This is a genomic window from Faucicola mancuniensis (assembly GCF_046523945.1).
In the GTDB taxonomy this organism is placed as follows: Bacteria; Pseudomonadota; Gammaproteobacteria; order Pseudomonadales; family Moraxellaceae; genus Faucicola; species Faucicola mancuniensis.
Genome location: NZ_CP171363.1, coordinates 1,071,489 through 1,090,089, shown reverse-complemented (window position 1 = coordinate 1,090,089; position 18,601 = coordinate 1,071,489). Strand labels below are relative to the sequence as shown.

Sequence of the window (18,601 nt, the reverse complement as noted above, 5' to 3'; positions counted from 1 at the left end):
AATGACCCTAATACGTGGACACATCATCGCCCTAGACCCAACGAATAAACAAGCAACTTACTTTGCAAAGGCTTGCGGTGTAGCCCGTCTTGCCTATAATTGGGCATTAGATAATTGGCAAAAACAATACCAAGCCGATAAAACTTATCGTGATGAATGCTTGAAAAATGGCATAGAAATTGACAAAAACCAGCTTAACCAGCCTAGTCAAGGCAAATTAAGAAAACAACTAAATAGCATAAAAAGACAACAATTCCCCTTTATGCTAGAAGTAACCAAATGTAGCCCACAACTTGCCATTATACAACTAGGAGACGCATTCAAACGCTTTTTTAAAGGTGAAAGCAAATACCCACAATTTCGCAAAAAAGGCGTAAATGATAGATTTAGCCTATCCAACGACCAATTTAAACTTATTGACATCAATAACAAACCTTTTATCAAAGTCCCCAATCTTGGACTTGTTAGAATGCGTGAAAACTTGCGTTTACAAGGTAAAATATTATCCGCCAAAATCTTTAAACAAGGCGAAAAATGGTTTGTATCGGTTGCTGTTGAATTAAACGATGTTGTCAAACCACAACCCAAAACAGACAAACAAGTTGGTATTGATTTAGGCATTACAGACCTTGCCACCTTGTCAAATGGTGAAAAAATTCAAGCCCCAAAACCATTAAAAAACAAACTCAAACAACTAAGACGATTAAATAAAAGTTTATCAAGAAAACAAAAAGGCTCTAAAAACCGTGAAAAGGCGAAAACCAAGCTATCACGGCTACACTTTAAAATCAGCAATATCAGAAAAGACTTTTTACACAAGCTAACCACAAGCCTTGTTAAGTCTTATGATGTGATTTGTCTTGAAAACCTCAACATTAAAGGCATGGTAAAGAATAAAAAACTTAGCCGTGCGATTAATGATTTAGGTTTTTATGAGTTTAAAAGACAACTGATTTATAAAGCGAACCAATGGGGTAAAATAGTGAAAGAATTAGATAGATTTTATCCCAGTTCGAAAACTTGCCACAATTGTAATTATAAATTGGATAACTTGCTACTTAGTATGAGAAATTGGCGATGCCCAAATTGCCATATTACGCATGATAGAGATATAAACGCTAGTATCAATATCCTAAATCATGCAACTAAGGTTTTAACCAATTAGCCGTAAGTTCTACGGTGATAGCCTATGGAGTTGATGTAAGTCTTAAGTCAAATGACAAGAGCAAACAACGTTGAAGTAGGAAGAAAACGCTAAATTTGCTCTTGGGTAGATTTAGGTAGGTTTTTTGGAACGGCATTGGTAGCTACGCCCTGGTATTTTTTTAGATTTGAAGCGTGGAAAACGGCTACGTCCTTTGAAGAAATTGGTAAAGGCGGTGTAGATATTTAGTAAAGCATTAAGTAATGATTGGCTATTGACTTCGTTTAGCCATGCGTATTTGGCAGACTTTTTCTTTTTGACTAACTGACTTTGAATTTGGGTGCGTGATAATGATTTGCCAAAGATTTTGTAATATCTATTTTGCAATGCCAACGCCCAGTTGAACACAAACCGACTACAGCCAAAATGCTTTTCAATTAGCAAGGCTTGTTCACTGTTTGGGTAAATTCGGTATTTGTAGGCTTTGAGCATGGCTTGTTAGGCAATTGAAATATGGGTATAATCTAGCATTGTTTTTATTTGGTGTCAATTATGAATAATCAACTAAAATCCCATTTGTTTGCTAACGACTGGTGGTGCTACCATTGATACAATTAGACAGTATATCGAAAAACAAGAACGCCCTGATTGGGGCGTTAGTGCTTACATCTCCACCTGAGAAGCACTGCTTCGCAAGAAAGATTATAGGTGGAGAATTACGCACGATAAGTTAAAACCAATTTTCCCCATTTTTATAACATTCTTTTTCTATGAGCTATAAAGAATGGGATTGGTATAGTCCGATAATTTTAAACACAATTTGCTATTAACTTTTTGCTCTTCAATGTCAGTATCATTAAAATCGGCATATTGTTTGACAAATTCAATAAAGTTTTTGCAACCATAATCCGAGCAACGCACGCCAAATTCTTTGTACAAAAATTTGCCAATATCGCTATAACTTGTCCAGCCATCTGATTGGGCGGTGCTTTCAATAGCAATATCAATCGCTTCACCCAATGAAATTTCTTCTTCATCTCTGTCGCTATCATCATTGGCATCATTGACAAAGTTTTCATCATTTTGCGAATCGCTTAACAATTTAATCAATTCGTCTGTGGTTGATGTTGGCGTTGTTTCGGCTGTTTCTTCTGCCATTTCGTCTGCTGTGGTTTCTGCTGTCACTTCTGCAACGGTTTCGCTACTTTCTGCCACAACATTAAGGCTTTCAGATGTTTCAATCATTTCCACCACATCATTTTGAGCTGTTGCGATTTCAGCATTTTCAATTTCTGTGATTTCAACGCCTTTGTTTGCAACTGGTTCAATGTCAAGCGTTTGGGTTGTGGTGGTTTCTTCAGTTTTCATCGATTTTTTTGGTTTAAAGTATGGGTCTTTGACATAAGTTGATGAGTTTTTTTGTTCAATGTCAAACAAATCCATGGTTTTTAACAATTCCGCCAATGTTTTAAAACCAAACTCTTTGTGCGACACTCCATTTTCTCGCAATGCTTGTCCGATATGTGCCAACATTACCCAACCATTGTTGTTTTGTTCGTGTTTTTCCATCGCTTGACGAATGTTTTCAACCAAATGGTTATTGTCACGCAACTCTTGGCAAGTGGCTTTGCTGGGTGTGTTGGGCGTGCTGGTTTGTGGTTCGGCGTTGGCGGTGTCATTGTCGGTCAAAAAGCGTTTGTCAGCGACATAGTACACCGATTGTTGGGTTTTTGGGTCTTTTTGTTTTTTGACTTCAAAAGTGGTAAGATTTTTTAGTAATTCTACCATATCATTGTAGCCATAGTTTTCACAACGAATTCCAAAAGTGGCGTAAAGATAGCTATTCACATCAGATACTTTGGCAAAGTTGTCTTTTTGATAAGTGGCAATCGCATTGCTTAACGCATTGGTTAAGGCGGTGTCTTTTAACATCATGTCGCTGGATATTTTGTCCTGTAGCATACTTGATTGATAAGTCGGCGGTGGCTCTGGGATTGTTTGAGTTTGGGCTTTTGGTTGTGGTTTTGCTTGATTTTGTGGTTGGGCTTTTGGTTGTTCGCCATGCACTTTGACATACAATGCCGAATTTTCGGTAAAGGTGTCAAAATCGTGCATCACTTTTAGCAAATCCCCAATTTTGCTATAACCAAAGGTACTCATATCCAGTGTTGGGTGATTTCGCAATGCTGAACCCAAAGTTGCTGTGTTTAACACGCCATCTTTGCCTTTGCTCGCAATCAATTCTTTGATAAAGGCAATCAATTTTTTGCTTTCGTTTGGATTTGGGGATTTTTTGTTGTGCAAATTGACAGGATTTTTGGCAATCGGTGCTGGCAAACTTTGGTTTTCTTTGACAAAATATTTAAAACTATTGCACGCATTCACCAGCGATTTTGAGCTGTTCATATTGCCCATGCCAATCACTTGCTTGCCATATTCACGCAAACGCAAGCACAAAGGCGTAAAATCGCTATCAGAAGTCACCACACAAAAAATGTCAATTTTCTTTTTAAAACAAGTTTCAATCGCATCAATACAAATGCTGATGTCGCTGGCATTTTTGCCGACCACATGGTCAAATTGGTGAATACTCGTCAGACCATGTAACACAATCGCATCACGCCAGCCTTGCACTTGTGGCTTGCTCCAGTTGGCATAGATACGTTTGATGACGATTTCGCCTTGCTGTTGCAAGGTTGCCATCACATCGTCCATGTGCTGAGCTGGTACGTTTTCTGCGTCAATAAACAGTGCGATTTGCGGTTGTTTGTTACTCGGTCGGTTCGTTTGGTTGTCAAACTGTGAATAAAAGCTGTAATTTGCCATGGCTTTGTTCCTTGTCGGGTGAATAAAGATATCTTTATCCTAACCGATTTTTTGGGATAAATTAAGGCTATTTATCCTGTAAAATTTGTCGTTAAGCCAATTTTATTGTTTATTTTTATTTGAAAATATATATTTAATATTTATTTTAATTTAATAAAACTTTTTAAGAATAATAAACATACATTTAACATATTTATTTATTGTGTTTTTTAAACACTTGTGTATAATATCGCAAATTTTTTTTAGTACGCATAAAAAATCAGCAAACCACAAAAGTGTTTGCTGATTATAAATTGTTGCTTGTCAAATTTGATAAGCAATCGCTATCACCCATCACAAATTTTTATTCATAAATTCAATCATATTATCCCAACTAATCGTGGTGGCTGCTTCATCATAGCCCAAATCCACGCCATTTTGTTTGGCACGTTCATCGGCGTGCGGATTGCTAAAACCATGCTTTGCCCCCTCGTACACATCAATGGTATAATCCACTTGGGCATTGTCCAGCTCTTGTTTTAAGCCCTCAATCGCCTCCATAGACACCATGCTGTCAGCTTCGCCATGTGCAACCAAGACTTTGGCTATAAATTTGTCTTTTTGGGCGGGTTGTTTTGGCATTGGGTTGCCGTGAAAAGTCGCAACTGCCTTGATATCAAAGCCTTCACGAGCCATATCCAACGCAATTTTACCACCAAAACAAAACCCAATTACACCGATACGGTCTTTATCCACATTGTCCAATTGACAAAAATCTTTTAAAATCAATGCACAACGAGCCATCAGTTTGTCTTGGTCGGCAAGCATTTGGCTCATCCATTCGTTGGCTTGACTGGCATCGGTGGTTAATTTGCCATCGCCATAAATGTCCATCGCCACAGCGACAAAGCCCGCTTTGGCAAGTTTTTCGGTAACATTTTTTGGGTGTTCGCTCACACCCCACCATTCAGGTGCGACCAAAATCGCAGGTAGTTTGGTTGCTAAGCTGTCGTTTGGCGAACAAACGTAGCTTTTTAGCGTTGTGCCATCTGGCGTGGTGGATTGTAATTCTGAAGTTTGGATTTGCATGCCATTGTCCTTTTGTTGGTTAAAAATGTTGGCTAAAAATTTACAATATACCATTTTAACAAAATTTTCCGTTATAATAATGTGAATTTTTATTAAGACTTACTATCCTATGCCAAGCAATAACACCTCGCCCGCCCAAACCGATATTCGCCCAAATTTTTGGCAAAAATATCCGCTAGATATGCTCACCACCGCCGAATGGGAAGCCCTGTGCGATGGCTGTGGGGCATGCTGTTTGGTAAAATTGCAAGACGAAGACACGGACGAAGTGGAATACACCGATGTGGCGTGCCGACTGCTGGACTGTGAAACGGGCAGTTGTTCACGCTATGCCGAACGGCGTGCCTATGTGCCTGATTGTATCAGTTTGACGGTGGAGATTTTGGCGGATTTGCCGTGGTTGCCTGCCACTTGTGCGTACAAACGTCTATACCGTGGACAAGATTTGCCCGATTGGCATTTGTTAATTACCAAGGATAAAGCCAAAACCAAGCAATTGATGTACCAAAATAACGTCAGCGTTGCAGGTCGCTGTGTGTCCGAAACCAAAATATCCGAAATAGACCAAGAAGAGCGAGTTATTTATTGGATTGAGCAATAAGATTTAACATCTGTTTGCAATTTTTGACAATCATTTTGACAAAATTTTGTTAATTTTTTAAAAAAAAGATTGCAAGCCCACGCAAGTTGGGTTAAAGTTGCAAGCAATATTCGCAACAAGAGGTCTATGTCCGTCATGTCAGACGACAACTCACACCAGAGTAACCAACAAACTTCCAGCATTTGGTCAAAAGGGCTAAAACGCTGGCTATCCACCGCACCAGAAACCCGTGATGAACTGGTAAAAATCATTCATGATTCTCGCAGACTGCTTGAGCCTGATACGGTTGCGATGTTAGAGGGCGTGCTTGAGCTACCTGCCACGCAAGTCCACGAAATCATGACACCGATGAGCCAAGTAACAGGCGTATCCATTCATGCCACACCACCAGACATTATGCAAGCCTACCTAGAGACGACGCATTCTCGCTATCCTGTGTTTGAAGATGATAGCCAAAACAATGTTATCGGCATTTTATTGGCAAAAGATTTGATTCCGTTTTTGGTGGAAAAAGCCCGTGGCGGTACCGCATATTTTGACTTAGACAGCGTGTTACGTCGGCCGATTTTTATCAGTGAAACCGCTCGTTCGGATAATTTATTACGCCTTTTTCAAAAAAACCAAATGCACATGGCTATCGTCATTGACGAATTTGGCAATACCGCAGGCGTGGTAACACTAGAAGATTTGTTAGAAGAAATCGTGGGCGACATTGAAGACGAACATGACGACATCGCAGGTATTGACGAAACCAATCACATCATCCCTGTGGTCGGCAAAACCGATACTTGGATTGTGCAATCCATCACGCCGATTGAGCTGTGTAATCAACAGCTTGGCACAACGTTTTTGCATAATGAAGTCAATAGCATGGGCGGTTTGGTAATGCACAGTTTGGGGCAAGTCAATGACTTGTTGGGACAAAAAGTGCTGATTGATGATTGTCAATTAACGGTTTTATCGGCTGATGAGCGATTTATTCAAGAAATTGAATTGGTAAAAGGGTATAATGGTTAGTCTTGCCAACCAATCTGATTTTGTAAATTATGCGTTTAAATACCCAATCTTTAAAAAAACAACTGACCGCCCAAAGCCATGACAGCGGTATCAATGAATTTGCCCTGTTGCCACGTTTGATAATTGCATGGCTGGCTGGGGCGATGTTTATGTTTGCGTTAGCCCCTTATCAATTGTGGTTCGTTGCGTTGATTTCGCCTTTGGTGCTGTATGCCTTGCTACTAGCACCGATGACGCATGCTCGTGCGTTTTTGATTGGTGAGATGTACGGCATGGGGCTTTGGTGCGTGGGGGCGTTTTGGCTGTACACGTCCATTCACCAATATGGCAACACGCCTGCGGTTTTGGCAGTTTTGATGATTGCGGTGATGGGGCTTGTCATGGGCTTGTTTCATGGCTTGTTGGCATGGGTTTTTAACAAGTATACCGCCAAACAACCTTTTAGCTTTGCATCGCTTTGGGTGCTACAAGAATGGCTAAAAACTTGGCTTTTTACAGGTTTTCCTTGGTTATTTGTGGGTTATGCTTATACCGAACAAATGTGGATAAATAGCCTTGCTCCAATTTTTGGCGTATTGGCGATTAGTTTTTTGTCGGTATTTGTATCGGCAAGTTTGGTAGAAACCATTCGCAAACGTTATCAATTTGTCATTTTAGCCAGTGTGCTATTGGTGGCAAGTGTGGCGTTGTGGTTGATTAATCCTGCGTGGACGCAAGCCAAAAACAGCCCAAATCTCAAGGTGTCATTAATTCAAGGCAACATTCCGCAAGATTTAAAATGGCTTACCTCTTATCAATCAAAAACCCTAGAAATCTACGCCACGTTATCGCAAAGCGAATGGGGGCAAGACATCGTGGTCTAGCCAGAAGCGTCCATTCCGATGACCCAGCTTGACGCTTGGGAGTTTATCAGCGAAGTTGCCAATATTGCCAAACAAACCAACACCAGTTGGATAACAGGCATACCCTATGTGGATAACAGCGAATATAACTCGGCAACCGACAAACACCCACCGTATTATAACAGCGTGATTGCGTTGGGGGCGAATGCCGAAGGCTTGTACAAAAAACAAAACCTTGTCCCTGTGGGCGAATATGTACCGTTTGAAGGCTTGTTAAATTGGGCATTGCCAGACTTGATGGGCGGTGCGATTAGTTTTAGCGAAGGCAAAGCCAATCAACCGCCTTTATCCGCCAAAAATAACCGTGTTGGCGTGGCAATTTGTTATGAAGTTGCTTATCCTGACACCACTCGCCAAAATGCCAAACACAGCGACTTTTTGCTAACCGTTTCTAATGATGCATGGTTTGGCACATCGGCAGGCCCGTTGCAACACTTACAAATGGTGCAAATGCGTGCGATAGAAACAGGACGCTGGTTCGTGCGTGCCACCAACACAGGCGTAACCGCCATCATCAACGACAAAGGACAAATCGTTGCTAAAGCACCACAGTTTCAATCAACTGTCCTGCGTGGCGAAATCCAATCTCGCACAGGCAACACGCCATTTATGCGTTGGGGCAGTTATCCGATATTACTGTTAAGCGGTTTTTTGTTCCTTATCAGTGTATTAAGCAAGCAAAATAGCCCAAAAAAACGCCGATAATACAAAAAAAACCATAAAATTAATAAGGTTTTATACAATGCTGTAAAAATTTAGTATATAATGATACAGAAATTTCGTATAATATTACCATCTGGTTAAAAATTTAAGTGAGGTTTATCATGTCTCATCATGACGTTGTGGAAAATGATATCAAAAAAGAACTGCTACACACCTTAATCGGTTCAGTAGCGTTTTTAGCTATTGTGGCGTTGGTTGGCGTAACGGCATTTATGCGTCCAGCAGGTCAGCACTTCACCAAAGAGCAATTAAACGCTAACGCAAGCACGCCAGCCGTTACCGAAACAGCCACCGCAACTGCTGCTGCAAGCACCCCAGCAAGTACAACGGCAACCGCCAAAGCCGAAGTGGTTGAAGAAAACAAAGAAAAAGTTGCATCAGCTGCCGAAAAAATTGAAGCCAACACTGACGAAACCGTTGATGTACAAGCACCGATTGCTTCAGCGACCAACTAATCTAAACATTTTTTGACAAATTCAATTTTTTTCAAAAAACCATAAAAAAGCCATTCTTAATTGAATGGCTTTTTTTGTGATAAAACTAAACGCTTAATGGTCGGCATTCACCCCACCATTGGCAATAATCCAATCGCAAATTTGCGTGGTTTTGGCATTTAACAACTCTTTATCGCCAATCGTTTCCACATTTAACCGCACCAACGGCTCGGTATTTGACGCACGCATATTAAATCGCCATTTGTCAAAATTCACCGATAAACCGTCTAGTTCATCTAGCTTTGCATTTTCTTGGGAATTTTCGTCAAATTGATTTGGGTTTTCTTTTAATTTTGCCAACAATTCTTTGGCGGTAATGCCGTTTAGTTTAAAATTAATTTCGCCAGAAATTGGGAAACTATCAATCATTTCATCAACCAATTGTGAGAATTTTTTGCCAGATTTTGCCAACAATTCCACCACCAATAGCCAAGTAATCATACCGCTATCGCAGTAGTTAAAATCACGGAAATAGTGATGTGCCGACATTTCGCCACCGTACACCGCCTCTGTCTGACGCATGATTTCTTTGATAAATGAATGCCCAGATTGGCTCATCACCGCCTTGCCGTTGGCGTTGTGGATAATGCTTTCGGTGTTCAAAATATTGCGTGGGTCATAGACAATGCTCGCTCCCTGCTCTTTGTCCAAAAACGCCTGTGCCAACACGCCAACAAGGTATGTGCCTTCAATAAAACGTCCATTTTCGTCAAAAAAGAAACAACGGTCAAAATCACCGTCAAACGCAATCGCCAAATCCGCTTTTTCGGCAAGCAGTTTTTCTTCGGTTGGTTTGCGATTGGCGATAATCATTGGGTTTGGGATACCGTTTGGAAAACTGCCGTCTGGTTCGTGATGAAGTTTGATAAATTCTAAACTTGTGTTTTCCAAACGCTCCACCAATAAATCCACCACAGGCCCTGCACTGCCGTTTCCGCTATTGATAACGATTTTTAATGGGTTGGCAAGGTTTGATACATTTTTTATATCAATATAACTCATCAAATGGTCTATATAGGCGGTTTTGTCGGTTTTTAGTTGGTAATCGCCACGATTGGCAACGTCTGCAAATTCGCCACTTTCAGCGATTTTTTGAATGTCGGCAAGCCCTGTTTGGCTACTGATTGGTTTTGAGTTCTCTCGTACCAGTTTCATGCCGTTAAAGTTGATGGGGTTGTGGCTTGCGGTTACTTCAATACCGCCCATGGCTTGATAGTGGCTGGTGAAAAAATAGACTTCTTCTGTGCCTGTCATGCCCAAGTCAATCACGTCCACGCCTGCGTCCAAAATGCCGTCAATGGCAGATTTTTTTAGGCTTTCGCTAGATTGGCGAATGTCTGAGCCGATGACAATGGCGTTTTTGGTTTGGCTGTTGGCTTGTTCACTCATTTTTAGATATTGGGCGAACGCTCGTCCGACACGGTAGGCGATGTCGTTGTCAAGGTTTACGTTTAACTCGCCACGAATGTCGTAGGCTTTGAAACAAGTGATTGAGATTGGGGGGAAGTTTTGCATGATGTTACCTTTTTACAATGATTTGTGTTAAAATTTGCCAAAAGAAATTGGCTTGTATTATCATATCACAACACCCATTATAATATGTCATCAACAAAAAATATAGGCAAAAGTCAGCCATGAGCGAAAACAACAATCCCCAAAAAAAACCCCCTAGTGAACAAGAGTTAGAAGAAATCATCAAAAAAGTGCGTGAAGAATTAAACAGCAATGTCAAAATTCATGTCATCAACGTCAATCAAATTCAACATATGTACAAACGTATGGGCAAAGTGAGCAACTTTCACTACATCGGTGCGGTGCTGTGTCTGGCAGTAGGGATTTATTACGCCCAAGCAGGTAGCCAAGCTGTGCCGATGGCGTTGGGCGTGGTGATGCTTGTCAATATGATTTTGGCATTGTTGGCGTACCGTGCCACCACTCGCATTGAAAAATTGATGGAAATGTTACAACACACCAAAAAAAAGATAAAAAAATAGGTTAATCTTCATTAACCTATTTGTGTTTATTTTTTCTTGGATTTTTTTTGTTTTTTGGCTTGGATTTCTTGCAAGGTGCGTCCAATTTCCTCATCATTTAATTGGGCAATTTGTTGCAAAATGTGCATGACATCAAGGTCTAAAATAAAGCCAGCACTTTTTGCCATTTTGTCAATGCGATTATCAAAGTTAATCACGCCATCATTTAGGCGGATATATTCCAGTCGCTCCAACGTGTCCAAAAAGCTTGCAAACAACGCTCTATCAAAAAAGTCGGGAATATCATCTTCATAAATCACCGACAACCGCTGACCGAGCAAATGCCCTAAGTCCACGACTTGCTCTTTGGTAAGTTTGTTTGAGCCTTGCTGACTTAACAAGGCTAATATCATAAAATACCGCTCAAGACTGTGCTCTACTGCATTGGCAAGCACGGTTAGTTGTTGATAATTGCGAGTATTTGGGTCAGGTGTGGTGAGCCAATGTTCGCCTTTGTCATTCATGCCTTTATCCACGATGATGTTTTCATTGATTAATGTGGTTAAATGTTCTTTTAAGTTATCTTTTAAAGTGCGAGCAGGATATTTTAAAAATAATTCGGCTTGTAAAAACGGATAAATGATACCCACCACGTTTTCAATATTGGCGACGGTGATATGACCGTTACGTTTAACAAGGCTTGCACACAGCGACAACAAGATATATACGTGCAAAATGTTGTTGCGAAAATAACTTAACAATGGGGCCTGGCGTTCGGCAATGCGTACCAAATCGCCCAACACGTGTGGCGTTTTTTCAATCAGTTTTAGCTGAATGCCATAATTGATAATGGACTGTGGCGATGCGTCCGTAATGGTAACATCTTCGTCATACGGCAAGGTACGAGCCAATCGCTGATACAGGGCAAGCTGCTCAAGACAGCTTTGTTCGTCCAATGCACCGTGTGGCGTGTCCAGTAGCACCAGCGACAGCAAGGTAACAGGATTTATCACCGCCGAGCGGTTAATGCGTTGCATGATTTTGACACCGATGTTGTCAATCATTTGGCTGATATTGTCTGGGATTTCACTGTCGCTACGGTCGTTTGGTAGACTGTTTGGAGCGACGTGGTATTTTTGCATAAAGTCGTCAAGGTGCAACGGCTGACCGAAACTGACATGAACTGTACCAAAAATTTTTTCTAATTTTTTGCCCGTTTTTAACAAGCCCAATAATGATTCGGATTCTTTGGGTTTGCCTTTTAATTCATCAACATAAGTTGCCCCTTCCACAATCCGTTCATAGCCGATATAGGTTGGAATAAATACAATCGGCTTGCCAGCTTGGCGAAGATGGCTTTGCACTGTCATGGCAATCATGCCTTTTTTGGGTGGCAATAAGCGACCAGAGCGAGAACGACCGCCTTCAATAAAATATTCAATCGGCGTATTACGCTGAATCATACTGTGCATATATTCACGAAACACCGCACTGTACAAGGCATTACCACGAAAACTGCGACGCATAAAAAACGCCCCGCCATTTCGCAACAACTGCCCGACCACAGGCATATTTAGATTGTCGCCCGCAGCAATGTTTGGAATACGCAAACCTCGCTTATAAATCACATACGACAGTAACAAATAATCAATATGACTGCGATGACACGGCACATAAATGACTTCATGGTTTAAGGCGACCTCTCGCACACGCTCAAAATGCTGTACTTGAACGCCATCGTACAACTGCGTCCAAAGCCATGTCAAAAAGTGGTCAAAAAACCGAATCATCGCATACGAATAATCACTGGTAATCTCTTTTAAATAACCACGAGCCAACTGGCGACTTTCGTGAAGATGGCGGTTATTTTCTTGGCTATCCACTTCAATGGCATGACGAATGGCAGACGTGTTTAAAATCTTGTCCAACTCATTACGGCGGTCGGACAAATCAGGACCCAAAATCGCCTCTTGTTGCTTGTCCAAATAACCGAGCAAACGTGCATGAATTTTTTGGGCGACCAACTCTACTGCCATATCATGCGACACCAAATCTTGAGAAACCTGCATTTCGGCAAATTTGTCATTTTCACTTTGCAAAATGGTGCGTAAATCTTTGGGTTGATGAAACTGCACAAAGGTATCACGTCCTTTTACCCCAATATTAAACAATTGTTTGCTAATGCTTGGTGCTTTCCATTCGTCAGCGGTCAATAAATTAAACCAAGAATCCTCTTTTTCAGGTGCTCGCCCCCACAAAATAGACACAGGAATAAACTGAATTTGCAAAGTTGGGTGGTTTTTCACCGCTTCAATCAAACGCAACAGACGTGGTGAATACAAAGTTTTGCCATTGTGTTTTTTGCTTTTTGGGTGGTGCAAAAAAATCATCGCACTGTTTTCATCAATGCCAAATGCTGAGGCTTGCACAGGGTTCAAAGCCTTTGGCAAATTATGCTCTGCGGTTTCAAGGTCAATTAACAAACTGTTGCTACGAGAATATTCTTTTAGCACATAAAAAGTCAAAACGGCGGTGTCATCACTGTTTGGGTTGTCAGGTGTTGTCGTTGGGTTAAGCGTTGGAATATCGCCAATTAACTGCGACTTGACCGCCAGCCCTAGCAGGTTGCCTGAAATTTTTTTATACAAATTATTCAACATTGAGCCGTTTTTTTGATTTTGCATGATTGACCTTGATAAAAAGATATCGTGAATAGATGTGGCATAGATTAACAAATTTGCGTATATTATAGGAAAATTTTTGATGTATAATAAGGTTTTTTTTGAAAAATTTGTAAAAGGCTGAACAAATGTTAAATAAAAAACCAGAAGAATTAACACTTGTTGAACAATTATTAGAAACTTTAACCCTCATTCCCCATGACGATGATGTGTTTGTCGGTCAAAGTCATGACTATGTTGGGACAAGAATTTTTGGCGGGCAAGTCTTGGCGCAAGCCTTGATATCAGCGAGCCATACGGTGGATAATGACCGCCCTTGCCACAGTTTGCACGGTTATTTTTTGCGGGGCGGTGATGCGTTTCGCCCTGTGTTCTATCAAGTGGAAAAAATGCGAGATGGTAAAAGTTTGTCCGCTCGTAGGGTAACGGCTCGGCAGTACGATGATAACCAAAAACCACAAATTATTTTTAGCATGATGGCATCGTTTGGGCGTTATGAAGATGGCTTGGATTATCAAGAAACCATGCCAAATTATCCAAATCACGAACAATTGTTAAATGAACAACAACTCAAAGACCAATTTGTCGGCAAAATTCCGCCTGCACTACAGGCTCGCTATATGCGAAAACGCCATGTAGAAATCAAGCCTGTCGCCCCACGTGACCCCATTCACCCAGCCCCCATGCCCCCAAAACAAGCCAACTGGCTACGCATTGTGGAGCTTGGCAAGCAGTCTATTCAGATTCAGCAGGCGTTGTTGGCGTTTTCGTCCGATTTTTATTTGGTCGGCACAGGTTTTATGTCGCATGGTGTCAGCTACATGACCAAAGGGCTACAGGCAGCGAGCATTGACCACAGTATGCACTTTCACCGCCCTTTTGACTTAAATGACTGGCTGTTGTACGATATGTGGAGCGATACCACATCCAACGCCAAAGGCTTAAATCATGGGCAATTTTGGCAAAATGGCAAACTGATTGCCACCACCCAACAAGAAGGACTGATGCGATTAAACCAAACGCTTTAGAACCTGTATTCATAACGTTTTTTCAATGAAAAATAAGATAAATCGCCAGCTTTTCAAGGAAAAAATGCAGTTTGATAGTTATTCTATCAAACAAGTTTTTGACGAAGAAAAGCAAGATTTAGCCATTTTTCATGCAAAAGCCAATAAATATTTGTTAAAAACCTGTAAAAATTTATTGCATAATGTTGTGAATACAGGTTCTTAATTGCATAAAAATTTATCAAAAAAACAAGGAAACAACCATGCCATTTAAACAACCCGCCATCAACGAACACATCGCCCAATCTATCCAAGACCACCTAAATCAAGGCGAAAGCCACCCACTTGCCGACTTTGGCGTGATTTACGAACAGAAAGTGCAATGGGGCGATATGGACGCATTCGCCCACGTCAATAACGTGCGATATTACGATTACGCCCAATCCGCTCGTATTCATTATTTAGAACAGCTTCACTTATTTGATGAAAATAGCTACACTATTTTGGCGAGTTCATCATGTCAATATTTACGCCCTGTCACCTTTCCAGACACGTTATTTATCGGTATTCGTTGCAAAAAAATCGGTAACACGAGCATTGTCAATGAGTATCTGTTTTTTAGCCAAAAACAACAAGCCATAGTGGCAACCGCCGAAACGGTGATTGTATTTTTTGATGAAAAAGGCGAAAACAAACGCCCCATTACCGACACCGAAAAACAACAATTTATGCAACTAGACAACAATACCATTTCTCATGCACAATCCTAATTTAACAACGGTTGAAACCGATGTCGTCATCATCGGTGCAGGTGCGTCTGGGCTGTTTTGTGCGATGACCGCAGGCAAACGTGGACGCAAGGTGCTGGTGCTAGACCACGCCAACAAAGCAGGCAAAAAAATCCTGATGAGCGGTGGCGGACGCTGTAATTTTACCAATTATGACATTGAAAACCGCCACTATCTGAGCCAAAATCCGCACTTTTGCAAATCGGCATTGTCCCGTTATCTGAACTGGGATTTTATCGGTTTGGTAAACCAACACGGCATTGCTTATCAAGAAAAGGATAATGGACAATTATTTTGTGAAAATTCTGCCAATGATATTTTACAAATGTTGTTAAACGAATGCGAACAAAATCACGTCAAAATCAGCCTAAAAACCCAAATCAACCAAATCACCGCACAAGCGGACAATCAAGGCTTTCACATCACTACCGACAAAATGACGGTGACTTGTCAATCATTGGTGATTGCCACAGGCGGGCTGTCTATTCCCACGATGGGGGCGACAGGTTTTGGCTACCAAGTCGCCGAGCAGTTTGGACATACGATTGTCCCCACGTCCGCAGGGCTTGTGCCGTTTACCTTTACTGACAAACTTGGCGAAGCCTTTAAAACCCTAGCAGGCACGAGCCTTGATATTATCGCTTTTAATGATAAAGCCAGTTTTGCGTTGCCGATATTGTTTACCCATCGTGGTTTGTCAGGTCCTGCTTGTTTACAATTGTCAAATTATTGGCAAATGGGCGAGCCGATTTTTATCAATTTATTTGCTCAACAAAACATGGCAGATTTTTTATTAAAACACAAAAAAAGCCACCCAAAACAGTTGATTCGCACCGTCATTCATAACAATTTTGATTTGCCAAAAAAATTAGTAAATACTTTACAAAATTTTATTTTTGATAAATTTAGCGACATTGAACTTGCCAATATCAAAGACGAAACGCTACAAAATATCGGCAAAACGCTGAACGCATGGCAACTAAAACCATCAGGCACAGAAGGCTATCGCACCGCAGAAATCACGCGTGGCGGTGTGGATACCAGTCATATTTCATCAAAAACCATGCAAAGCCAACTGCAACCGAACTTGTACTTTATTGGCGAAGTGTTGGATGTGACAGGCTGGCTTGGCGGTTATAATTTTCAATGGGCATGGGCGAGTGGCTTTGTCGCTGGGGAAGTGGTCTAAACATCTGCATTCAATTATTTTCATACTGTAGGGGCGTATTGAATACGCCCCTACAACATTTATGCTAGCACAAAAAACTATCTTTAAGCGTTATCAACAAGGTTTTGGTATTGTGGATTTTTGTTGATAAAATGGGCGACAAATGAGCAACTGGGGCGGATTTTCTTGTTGTTTTGCTGGGCGTAGTCTAAGGCAGTTTGTGCCAGTTGTTTGCCGATACCACGTCCGCCGAGTGCGTCTGGAACAATAGTGTGGTCGTAGTCTAATAGGTCATCGTTTAGGGAGCGGTAGCTTAGGTAGGCGGTGTGTCCGTCTATGGTGGTTTCAAAGCGGTGGGTTGTGGTGTTGTGGGTGATGGTCATGGTTGTATCCTTATTCGTTCATTTGTGGTTAATTATGTTATCAATTTAACAAATTGGTCGTTTTTGTGGTAGCTGTTTTTTGTTAAAAATTCGTAAAAAAATGCCCCAAATGTTGGAGCGTTTTTTGTAAAGATTAAAATAATGAGCAGGTTAGATAACAGTGATTATTGTAAAATTTGATAACTAGCATAAGATTTGGTATGCCCATGAACAAAATAAAGAAGCTGTTGCCAAATGGACGATTCGCCCAAGCGTGCCAACTCCTGAACAAGATTTTGCAAACTATTTAATGGCAAACGGTATTACTGTTGAAGCTGGACACCGTTCCGAAAAACCTATCCAAATCTACCTATAGGCAAATTTAGCGTTTTCTTCCTACTTTACCGTTGTTTGCCTTATTCATTTGAACTTGGACTTACATCAACTCCATAGGCTATCACCGTAGAACTTACGGCTAATTGGTTAAAACCTTAGTTGCATGATTTAAAATATTAATGCTCGCATTCACATCACGGTCGTGGAGTGTTTGACAGTTCGGGCAAGTCCAATATCTGACAGCCAGTGTCAAATTTGCTTTATCCATGATAAAGCCACAACATGAACAGGTTTTACTTGATGGATAAAAGCGGTCTAACTCTTTAATGGTCTTGCCCCATTGGTTCGCTTTATAAATCAGTTGTCTTTTAAATTCGTAAAAACCCAAATCATTAATCGCACGGCTAAGTTTACGGTTTTTTACCATGCCTTTGATATTTAAGTTTTCAAGACAAATCACATCATAAGACTTAACAAGGCTTGTGGTTAGCTTGTGTAAAAAGTCTTTTCTGATATTGCTGATTTTAAAGTGTAGCCGTGATAGCTTGGTTTTTGCTTTTTCACGGTTTTTTGAGCCTTTTTGTTTTCGGCTTAAACTTTTATTTAATCGTCTTAGTTGTTTGAGTTTGTTTTTTAATGGTTTTGGTGCTTGGATTTTTTCACCATTTGACAAGGTGGCAAGGTCTGTTATTCCTAAATCAATACCAACTTGTTTGTCTGTTTTGGGTTGTGGTTTGATGATGTCTTGTAATTCAACGGCAACTGATACAAACCATTTTTCGCCTTGTTTAAAGATTTTGGCGGATAATATTTTACCTTGTAAACGCAAGTTTTCACGCATTTTAACAAGTCCAAGATTAGGGACTTTGATAAAAGATTTGTTATTGATGTCAATAAGTTTAAATTGGTCGTTAGATAGGCTAAATCTATCATTTACGCCTTTTTTTCTAAATTGTGGGTATTTGCTTTCGCCTTTAAAAAAGCGTTTGAATGCGTCTCCTAGTTGTATGATGGCAAGTTGTGGGCTGCATTTGGTTACTTCGAGCATAAAGGGGAATTGTTGTCTTTTTATGCTATTTAGTTGTTTTCTAAGTTTGCCTTGTGATGGTTTGTTAAGTTTGGTTTCATCAATTTCTATGCCATTTTTCAAGCATTCATCACGATAAGTTTTATCGGCTTGGTATTGTTTTTGCCAATTATCTAACGCCCAGTTATAGGCAAGACGGGCTACACCGCAAGCCTTTGCAAAGTAGGTTGCTTGTTTATTCGTTGGGTCTAGGGCGATGATGTGTCCACGTATTAGGGTCATTCTAGTACCTTGGCGTTCTTTCGGCAACAAGTACACCGCTTTCGTCCCATCTGCGTAATGTTGAGATAGATACGCCAAGTTGTTTTGATGCTTCGTTGATACTAATTAATCTGTTCATTTGGATATTCTAAGATGGATTTGGTTAGATTTCAAGAAGCAGTTTCAAACCCTATTTTTGATAATAAACCGCATAGATTATCTA

General features: G+C 40.7%; 17 protein-coding genes and 1 pseudogene. 10 read left to right on the top strand and 8 right to left on the bottom strand.

Annotation, left to right across the window (positions count from 1 at the left end; translation table 11 throughout):
• Nucleotide 1 precedes the first annotated feature (1 nt).
• The gene (locus ACGTJS_RS05350) at nt 2–1,165 is read left to right on the top strand and encodes an RNA-guided endonuclease InsQ/TnpB family protein (RefSeq protein ID WP_410473048.1); all 1,164 of its coding nucleotides are present in this window, start codon (nt 2–4) and stop codon (nt 1,163–1,165) included.
• 111 nt (nt 1,166–1,276) lie between these two features.
• Here ACGTJS_RS05350 and ACGTJS_RS05345 read toward each other — a convergent pair whose 3' ends face one another.
• The 3 genes from ACGTJS_RS05345 to ACGTJS_RS05335 all read right to left on the bottom strand — a co-directional run bounded on the left by ACGTJS_RS05345 (nt 1,277) and on the right by ACGTJS_RS05335 (nt 5,038).
• Entirely contained in the window at nt 1,277–1,636 is a 360-nt protein-coding gene (locus ACGTJS_RS05345) for a helix-turn-helix domain-containing protein (RefSeq protein WP_410473047.1), read from the bottom strand.
• Nucleotides 1,637–1,912: 276 nt separating this feature from the next.
• Entirely contained in the window at nt 1,913–3,970 is a 2,058-nt protein-coding gene (locus tag ACGTJS_RS05340) for a PIN domain-containing protein (protein WP_410473046.1), read from the bottom strand.
• 333 nt (nt 3,971–4,303) lie between these two features.
• Entirely contained in the window at nt 4,304–5,038 is a 735-nt protein-coding gene (locus tag ACGTJS_RS05335; protein ID WP_315042832.1) for a dienelactone hydrolase family protein, read from the bottom strand.
• 109 nt (nt 5,039–5,147) lie between these two features.
• Between ACGTJS_RS05335 and ACGTJS_RS05330 the strand changes: the two genes are divergently transcribed.
• The 4 genes and pseudogenes from ACGTJS_RS05330 to ACGTJS_RS05315 all read left to right on the top strand — a co-directional run bounded on the left by ACGTJS_RS05330 (nt 5,148) and on the right by ACGTJS_RS05315 (nt 8,736).
• Nucleotides 5,148–5,639, top strand: a complete 492-nt coding sequence (locus tag ACGTJS_RS05330; RefSeq protein ID WP_315042834.1) for a YcgN family cysteine cluster protein — start codon at nt 5,148–5,150, stop codon at nt 5,637–5,639.
• 135 nt (nt 5,640–5,774) lie between these two features.
• The gene (locus ACGTJS_RS05325; protein WP_315042851.1) at nt 5,775–6,656 is read left to right on the top strand and encodes a CBS domain-containing protein; all 882 of its coding nucleotides are present in this window, start codon (nt 5,775–5,777) and stop codon (nt 6,654–6,656) included.
• Nucleotides 6,657–6,685: 29 nt separating this feature from the next.
• Nucleotides 6,686–8,263: pseudogene (lnt, locus tag ACGTJS_RS05320) on the top strand (apolipoprotein N-acyltransferase).
• Between the two features lie 119 nt (nt 8,264–8,382).
• Nucleotides 8,383–8,736: a hypothetical protein gene (locus ACGTJS_RS05315; RefSeq protein WP_315042836.1), complete on the top strand. Its 354-nt coding sequence runs from the start codon at nt 8,383–8,385 to the stop codon at nt 8,734–8,736.
• A gap of 93 nt (nt 8,737–8,829) precedes the next feature.
• Here ACGTJS_RS05315 and ACGTJS_RS05310 read toward each other — a convergent pair whose 3' ends face one another.
• On the bottom strand, nt 8,830–10,290 hold the full coding sequence (locus ACGTJS_RS05310) for a phosphomannomutase CpsG (protein ID WP_410473045.1): 1,461 nt from the start codon (nt 10,288–10,290) through the stop codon (nt 8,830–8,832).
• A gap of 119 nt (nt 10,291–10,409) precedes the next feature.
• Here ACGTJS_RS05310 and ACGTJS_RS05305 point away from each other — a divergent pair, with 119 nt between their 5' ends.
• Nucleotides 10,410–10,769, top strand: coding sequence for a hypothetical protein (locus ACGTJS_RS05305; RefSeq protein ID WP_410473044.1), 360 nt, complete (start codon nt 10,410–10,412; stop codon nt 10,767–10,769).
• Nucleotides 10,770–10,795: 26 nt separating this feature from the next.
• Here ACGTJS_RS05305 and plsB read toward each other — a convergent pair whose 3' ends face one another.
• Nucleotides 10,796–13,432: a glycerol-3-phosphate 1-O-acyltransferase PlsB gene (gene plsB, locus ACGTJS_RS05300; protein WP_410473043.1), complete on the bottom strand. Its 2,637-nt coding sequence runs from the start codon at nt 13,430–13,432 to the stop codon at nt 10,796–10,798.
• A 125-nt stretch (nt 13,433–13,557) separates the two neighbouring features.
• On the opposite strand from plsB, the gene ACGTJS_RS05295 reads away from it, so the two are divergent.
• From ACGTJS_RS05295 to ACGTJS_RS05280, 4 genes are all read left to right on the top strand, one after another.
• The gene (locus tag ACGTJS_RS05295; RefSeq protein WP_410473042.1) at nt 13,558–14,457 is read left to right on the top strand and encodes an acyl-CoA thioesterase; all 900 of its coding nucleotides are present in this window, start codon (nt 13,558–13,560) and stop codon (nt 14,455–14,457) included.
• Nucleotides 14,458–14,521: 64 nt separating this feature from the next.
• Nucleotides 14,522–14,662 (top strand): hypothetical protein, encoded by a 141-nt coding sequence (locus ACGTJS_RS05290; protein ID WP_410473041.1) that lies wholly within the window; start codon nt 14,522–14,524, stop codon nt 14,660–14,662.
• A gap of 37 nt (nt 14,663–14,699) precedes the next feature.
• Nucleotides 14,700–15,206 carry an acyl-CoA thioesterase gene (locus tag ACGTJS_RS05285; protein WP_410473040.1) on the top strand — a complete coding sequence of 169 codons (507 nt, stop codon included), beginning with the start codon at nt 14,700–14,702 and terminating at the stop codon, nt 15,204–15,206.
• Nucleotides 15,193–16,413: an NAD(P)/FAD-dependent oxidoreductase gene (locus ACGTJS_RS05280; RefSeq protein WP_315042847.1), complete on the top strand. Its 1,221-nt coding sequence runs from the start codon at nt 15,193–15,195 to the stop codon at nt 16,411–16,413. Before ACGTJS_RS05285 ends, ACGTJS_RS05280 begins: the two co-directional genes overlap by 14 nt.
• A gap of 83 nt (nt 16,414–16,496) precedes the next feature.
• Here ACGTJS_RS05280 and ACGTJS_RS05275 read toward each other — a convergent pair whose 3' ends face one another.
• From ACGTJS_RS05275 to ACGTJS_RS05265, 3 genes are all read right to left on the bottom strand, one after another.
• Nucleotides 16,497–16,775: a GNAT family N-acetyltransferase gene (locus ACGTJS_RS05275; RefSeq protein ID WP_410473039.1), complete on the bottom strand. Its 279-nt coding sequence runs from the start codon at nt 16,773–16,775 to the stop codon at nt 16,497–16,499.
• A 454-nt stretch (nt 16,776–17,229) separates the two neighbouring features.
• Nucleotides 17,230–18,399 carry an RNA-guided endonuclease InsQ/TnpB family protein gene (locus ACGTJS_RS05270; RefSeq protein ID WP_410473038.1) on the bottom strand — a complete coding sequence of 390 codons (1,170 nt, stop codon included), beginning with the start codon at nt 18,397–18,399 and terminating at the stop codon, nt 17,230–17,232.
• 1 nt (nt 18,400) lies between these two features.
• Nucleotides 18,401–18,517 (bottom strand): MerR family DNA-binding transcriptional regulator, encoded by a 117-nt coding sequence (locus ACGTJS_RS05265; RefSeq protein ID WP_410472895.1) that lies wholly within the window; start codon nt 18,515–18,517, stop codon nt 18,401–18,403.
• Nucleotides 18,518–18,601 lie beyond the last annotated feature (84 nt).

Bases quoted from the DNA above. Each gene is read 5' to 3' on its own strand.
- ACGTJS_RS05310 (WP_410473045.1), bottom strand. From the start codon at position 10,290: ATGCAAAACTTCCCCCCAATCTCAATCACTTGTTTCAAAGCCTACGAC.
- ACGTJS_RS05265 (WP_410472895.1), bottom strand. From the start codon at position 18,517: ATGAACAGATTAATTAGTATCAACGAAGCATCAAAACAACTTGGCGTA.
- ACGTJS_RS05335 (WP_315042832.1), bottom strand. From the start codon at position 5,038: ATGCAAATCCAAACTTCAGAATTACAATCCACCACGCCAGATGGCACA.
- ACGTJS_RS05330 (WP_315042834.1), top strand. From the start codon at position 5,148: ATGCCAAGCAATAACACCTCGCCCGCCCAAACCGATATTCGCCCAAAT.
- ACGTJS_RS05305 (WP_410473044.1), top strand. From the start codon at position 10,410: ATGAGCGAAAACAACAATCCCCAAAAAAAACCCCCTAGTGAACAAGAG.
- ACGTJS_RS05270 (WP_410473038.1), bottom strand. From the start codon at position 18,399: ATGACCCTAATACGTGGACACATCATCGCCCTAGACCCAACGAATAAA.
- plsB (WP_410473043.1), bottom strand. From the start codon at position 13,432: ATGCAAAATCAAAAAAACGGCTCAATGTTGAATAATTTGTATAAAAAA.
- ACGTJS_RS05275 (WP_410473039.1), bottom strand. From the start codon at position 16,775: ATGACCATCACCCACAACACCACAACCCACCGCTTTGAAACCACCATA.
- ACGTJS_RS05325 (WP_315042851.1), top strand. From the start codon at position 5,775: ATGTCAGACGACAACTCACACCAGAGTAACCAACAAACTTCCAGCATT.
- ACGTJS_RS05285 (WP_410473040.1), top strand. From the start codon at position 14,700: ATGCCATTTAAACAACCCGCCATCAACGAACACATCGCCCAATCTATC.
- ACGTJS_RS05340 (WP_410473046.1), bottom strand. From the start codon at position 3,970: ATGGCAAATTACAGCTTTTATTCACAGTTTGACAACCAAACGAACCGA.
- ACGTJS_RS05350 (WP_410473048.1), top strand. From the start codon at position 2: ATGACCCTAATACGTGGACACATCATCGCCCTAGACCCAACGAATAAA.
- ACGTJS_RS05345 (WP_410473047.1), bottom strand. From the start codon at position 1,636: ATGCTCAAAGCCTACAAATACCGAATTTACCCAAACAGTGAACAAGCC.
- ACGTJS_RS05295 (WP_410473042.1), top strand. From the start codon at position 13,558: ATGTTAAATAAAAAACCAGAAGAATTAACACTTGTTGAACAATTATTA.
- ACGTJS_RS05315 (WP_315042836.1), top strand. From the start codon at position 8,383: ATGTCTCATCATGACGTTGTGGAAAATGATATCAAAAAAGAACTGCTA.
- ACGTJS_RS05280 (WP_315042847.1), top strand. From the start codon at position 15,193: ATGCACAATCCTAATTTAACAACGGTTGAAACCGATGTCGTCATCATC.
- ACGTJS_RS05290 (WP_410473041.1), top strand. From the start codon at position 14,522: ATGCAGTTTGATAGTTATTCTATCAAACAAGTTTTTGACGAAGAAAAG.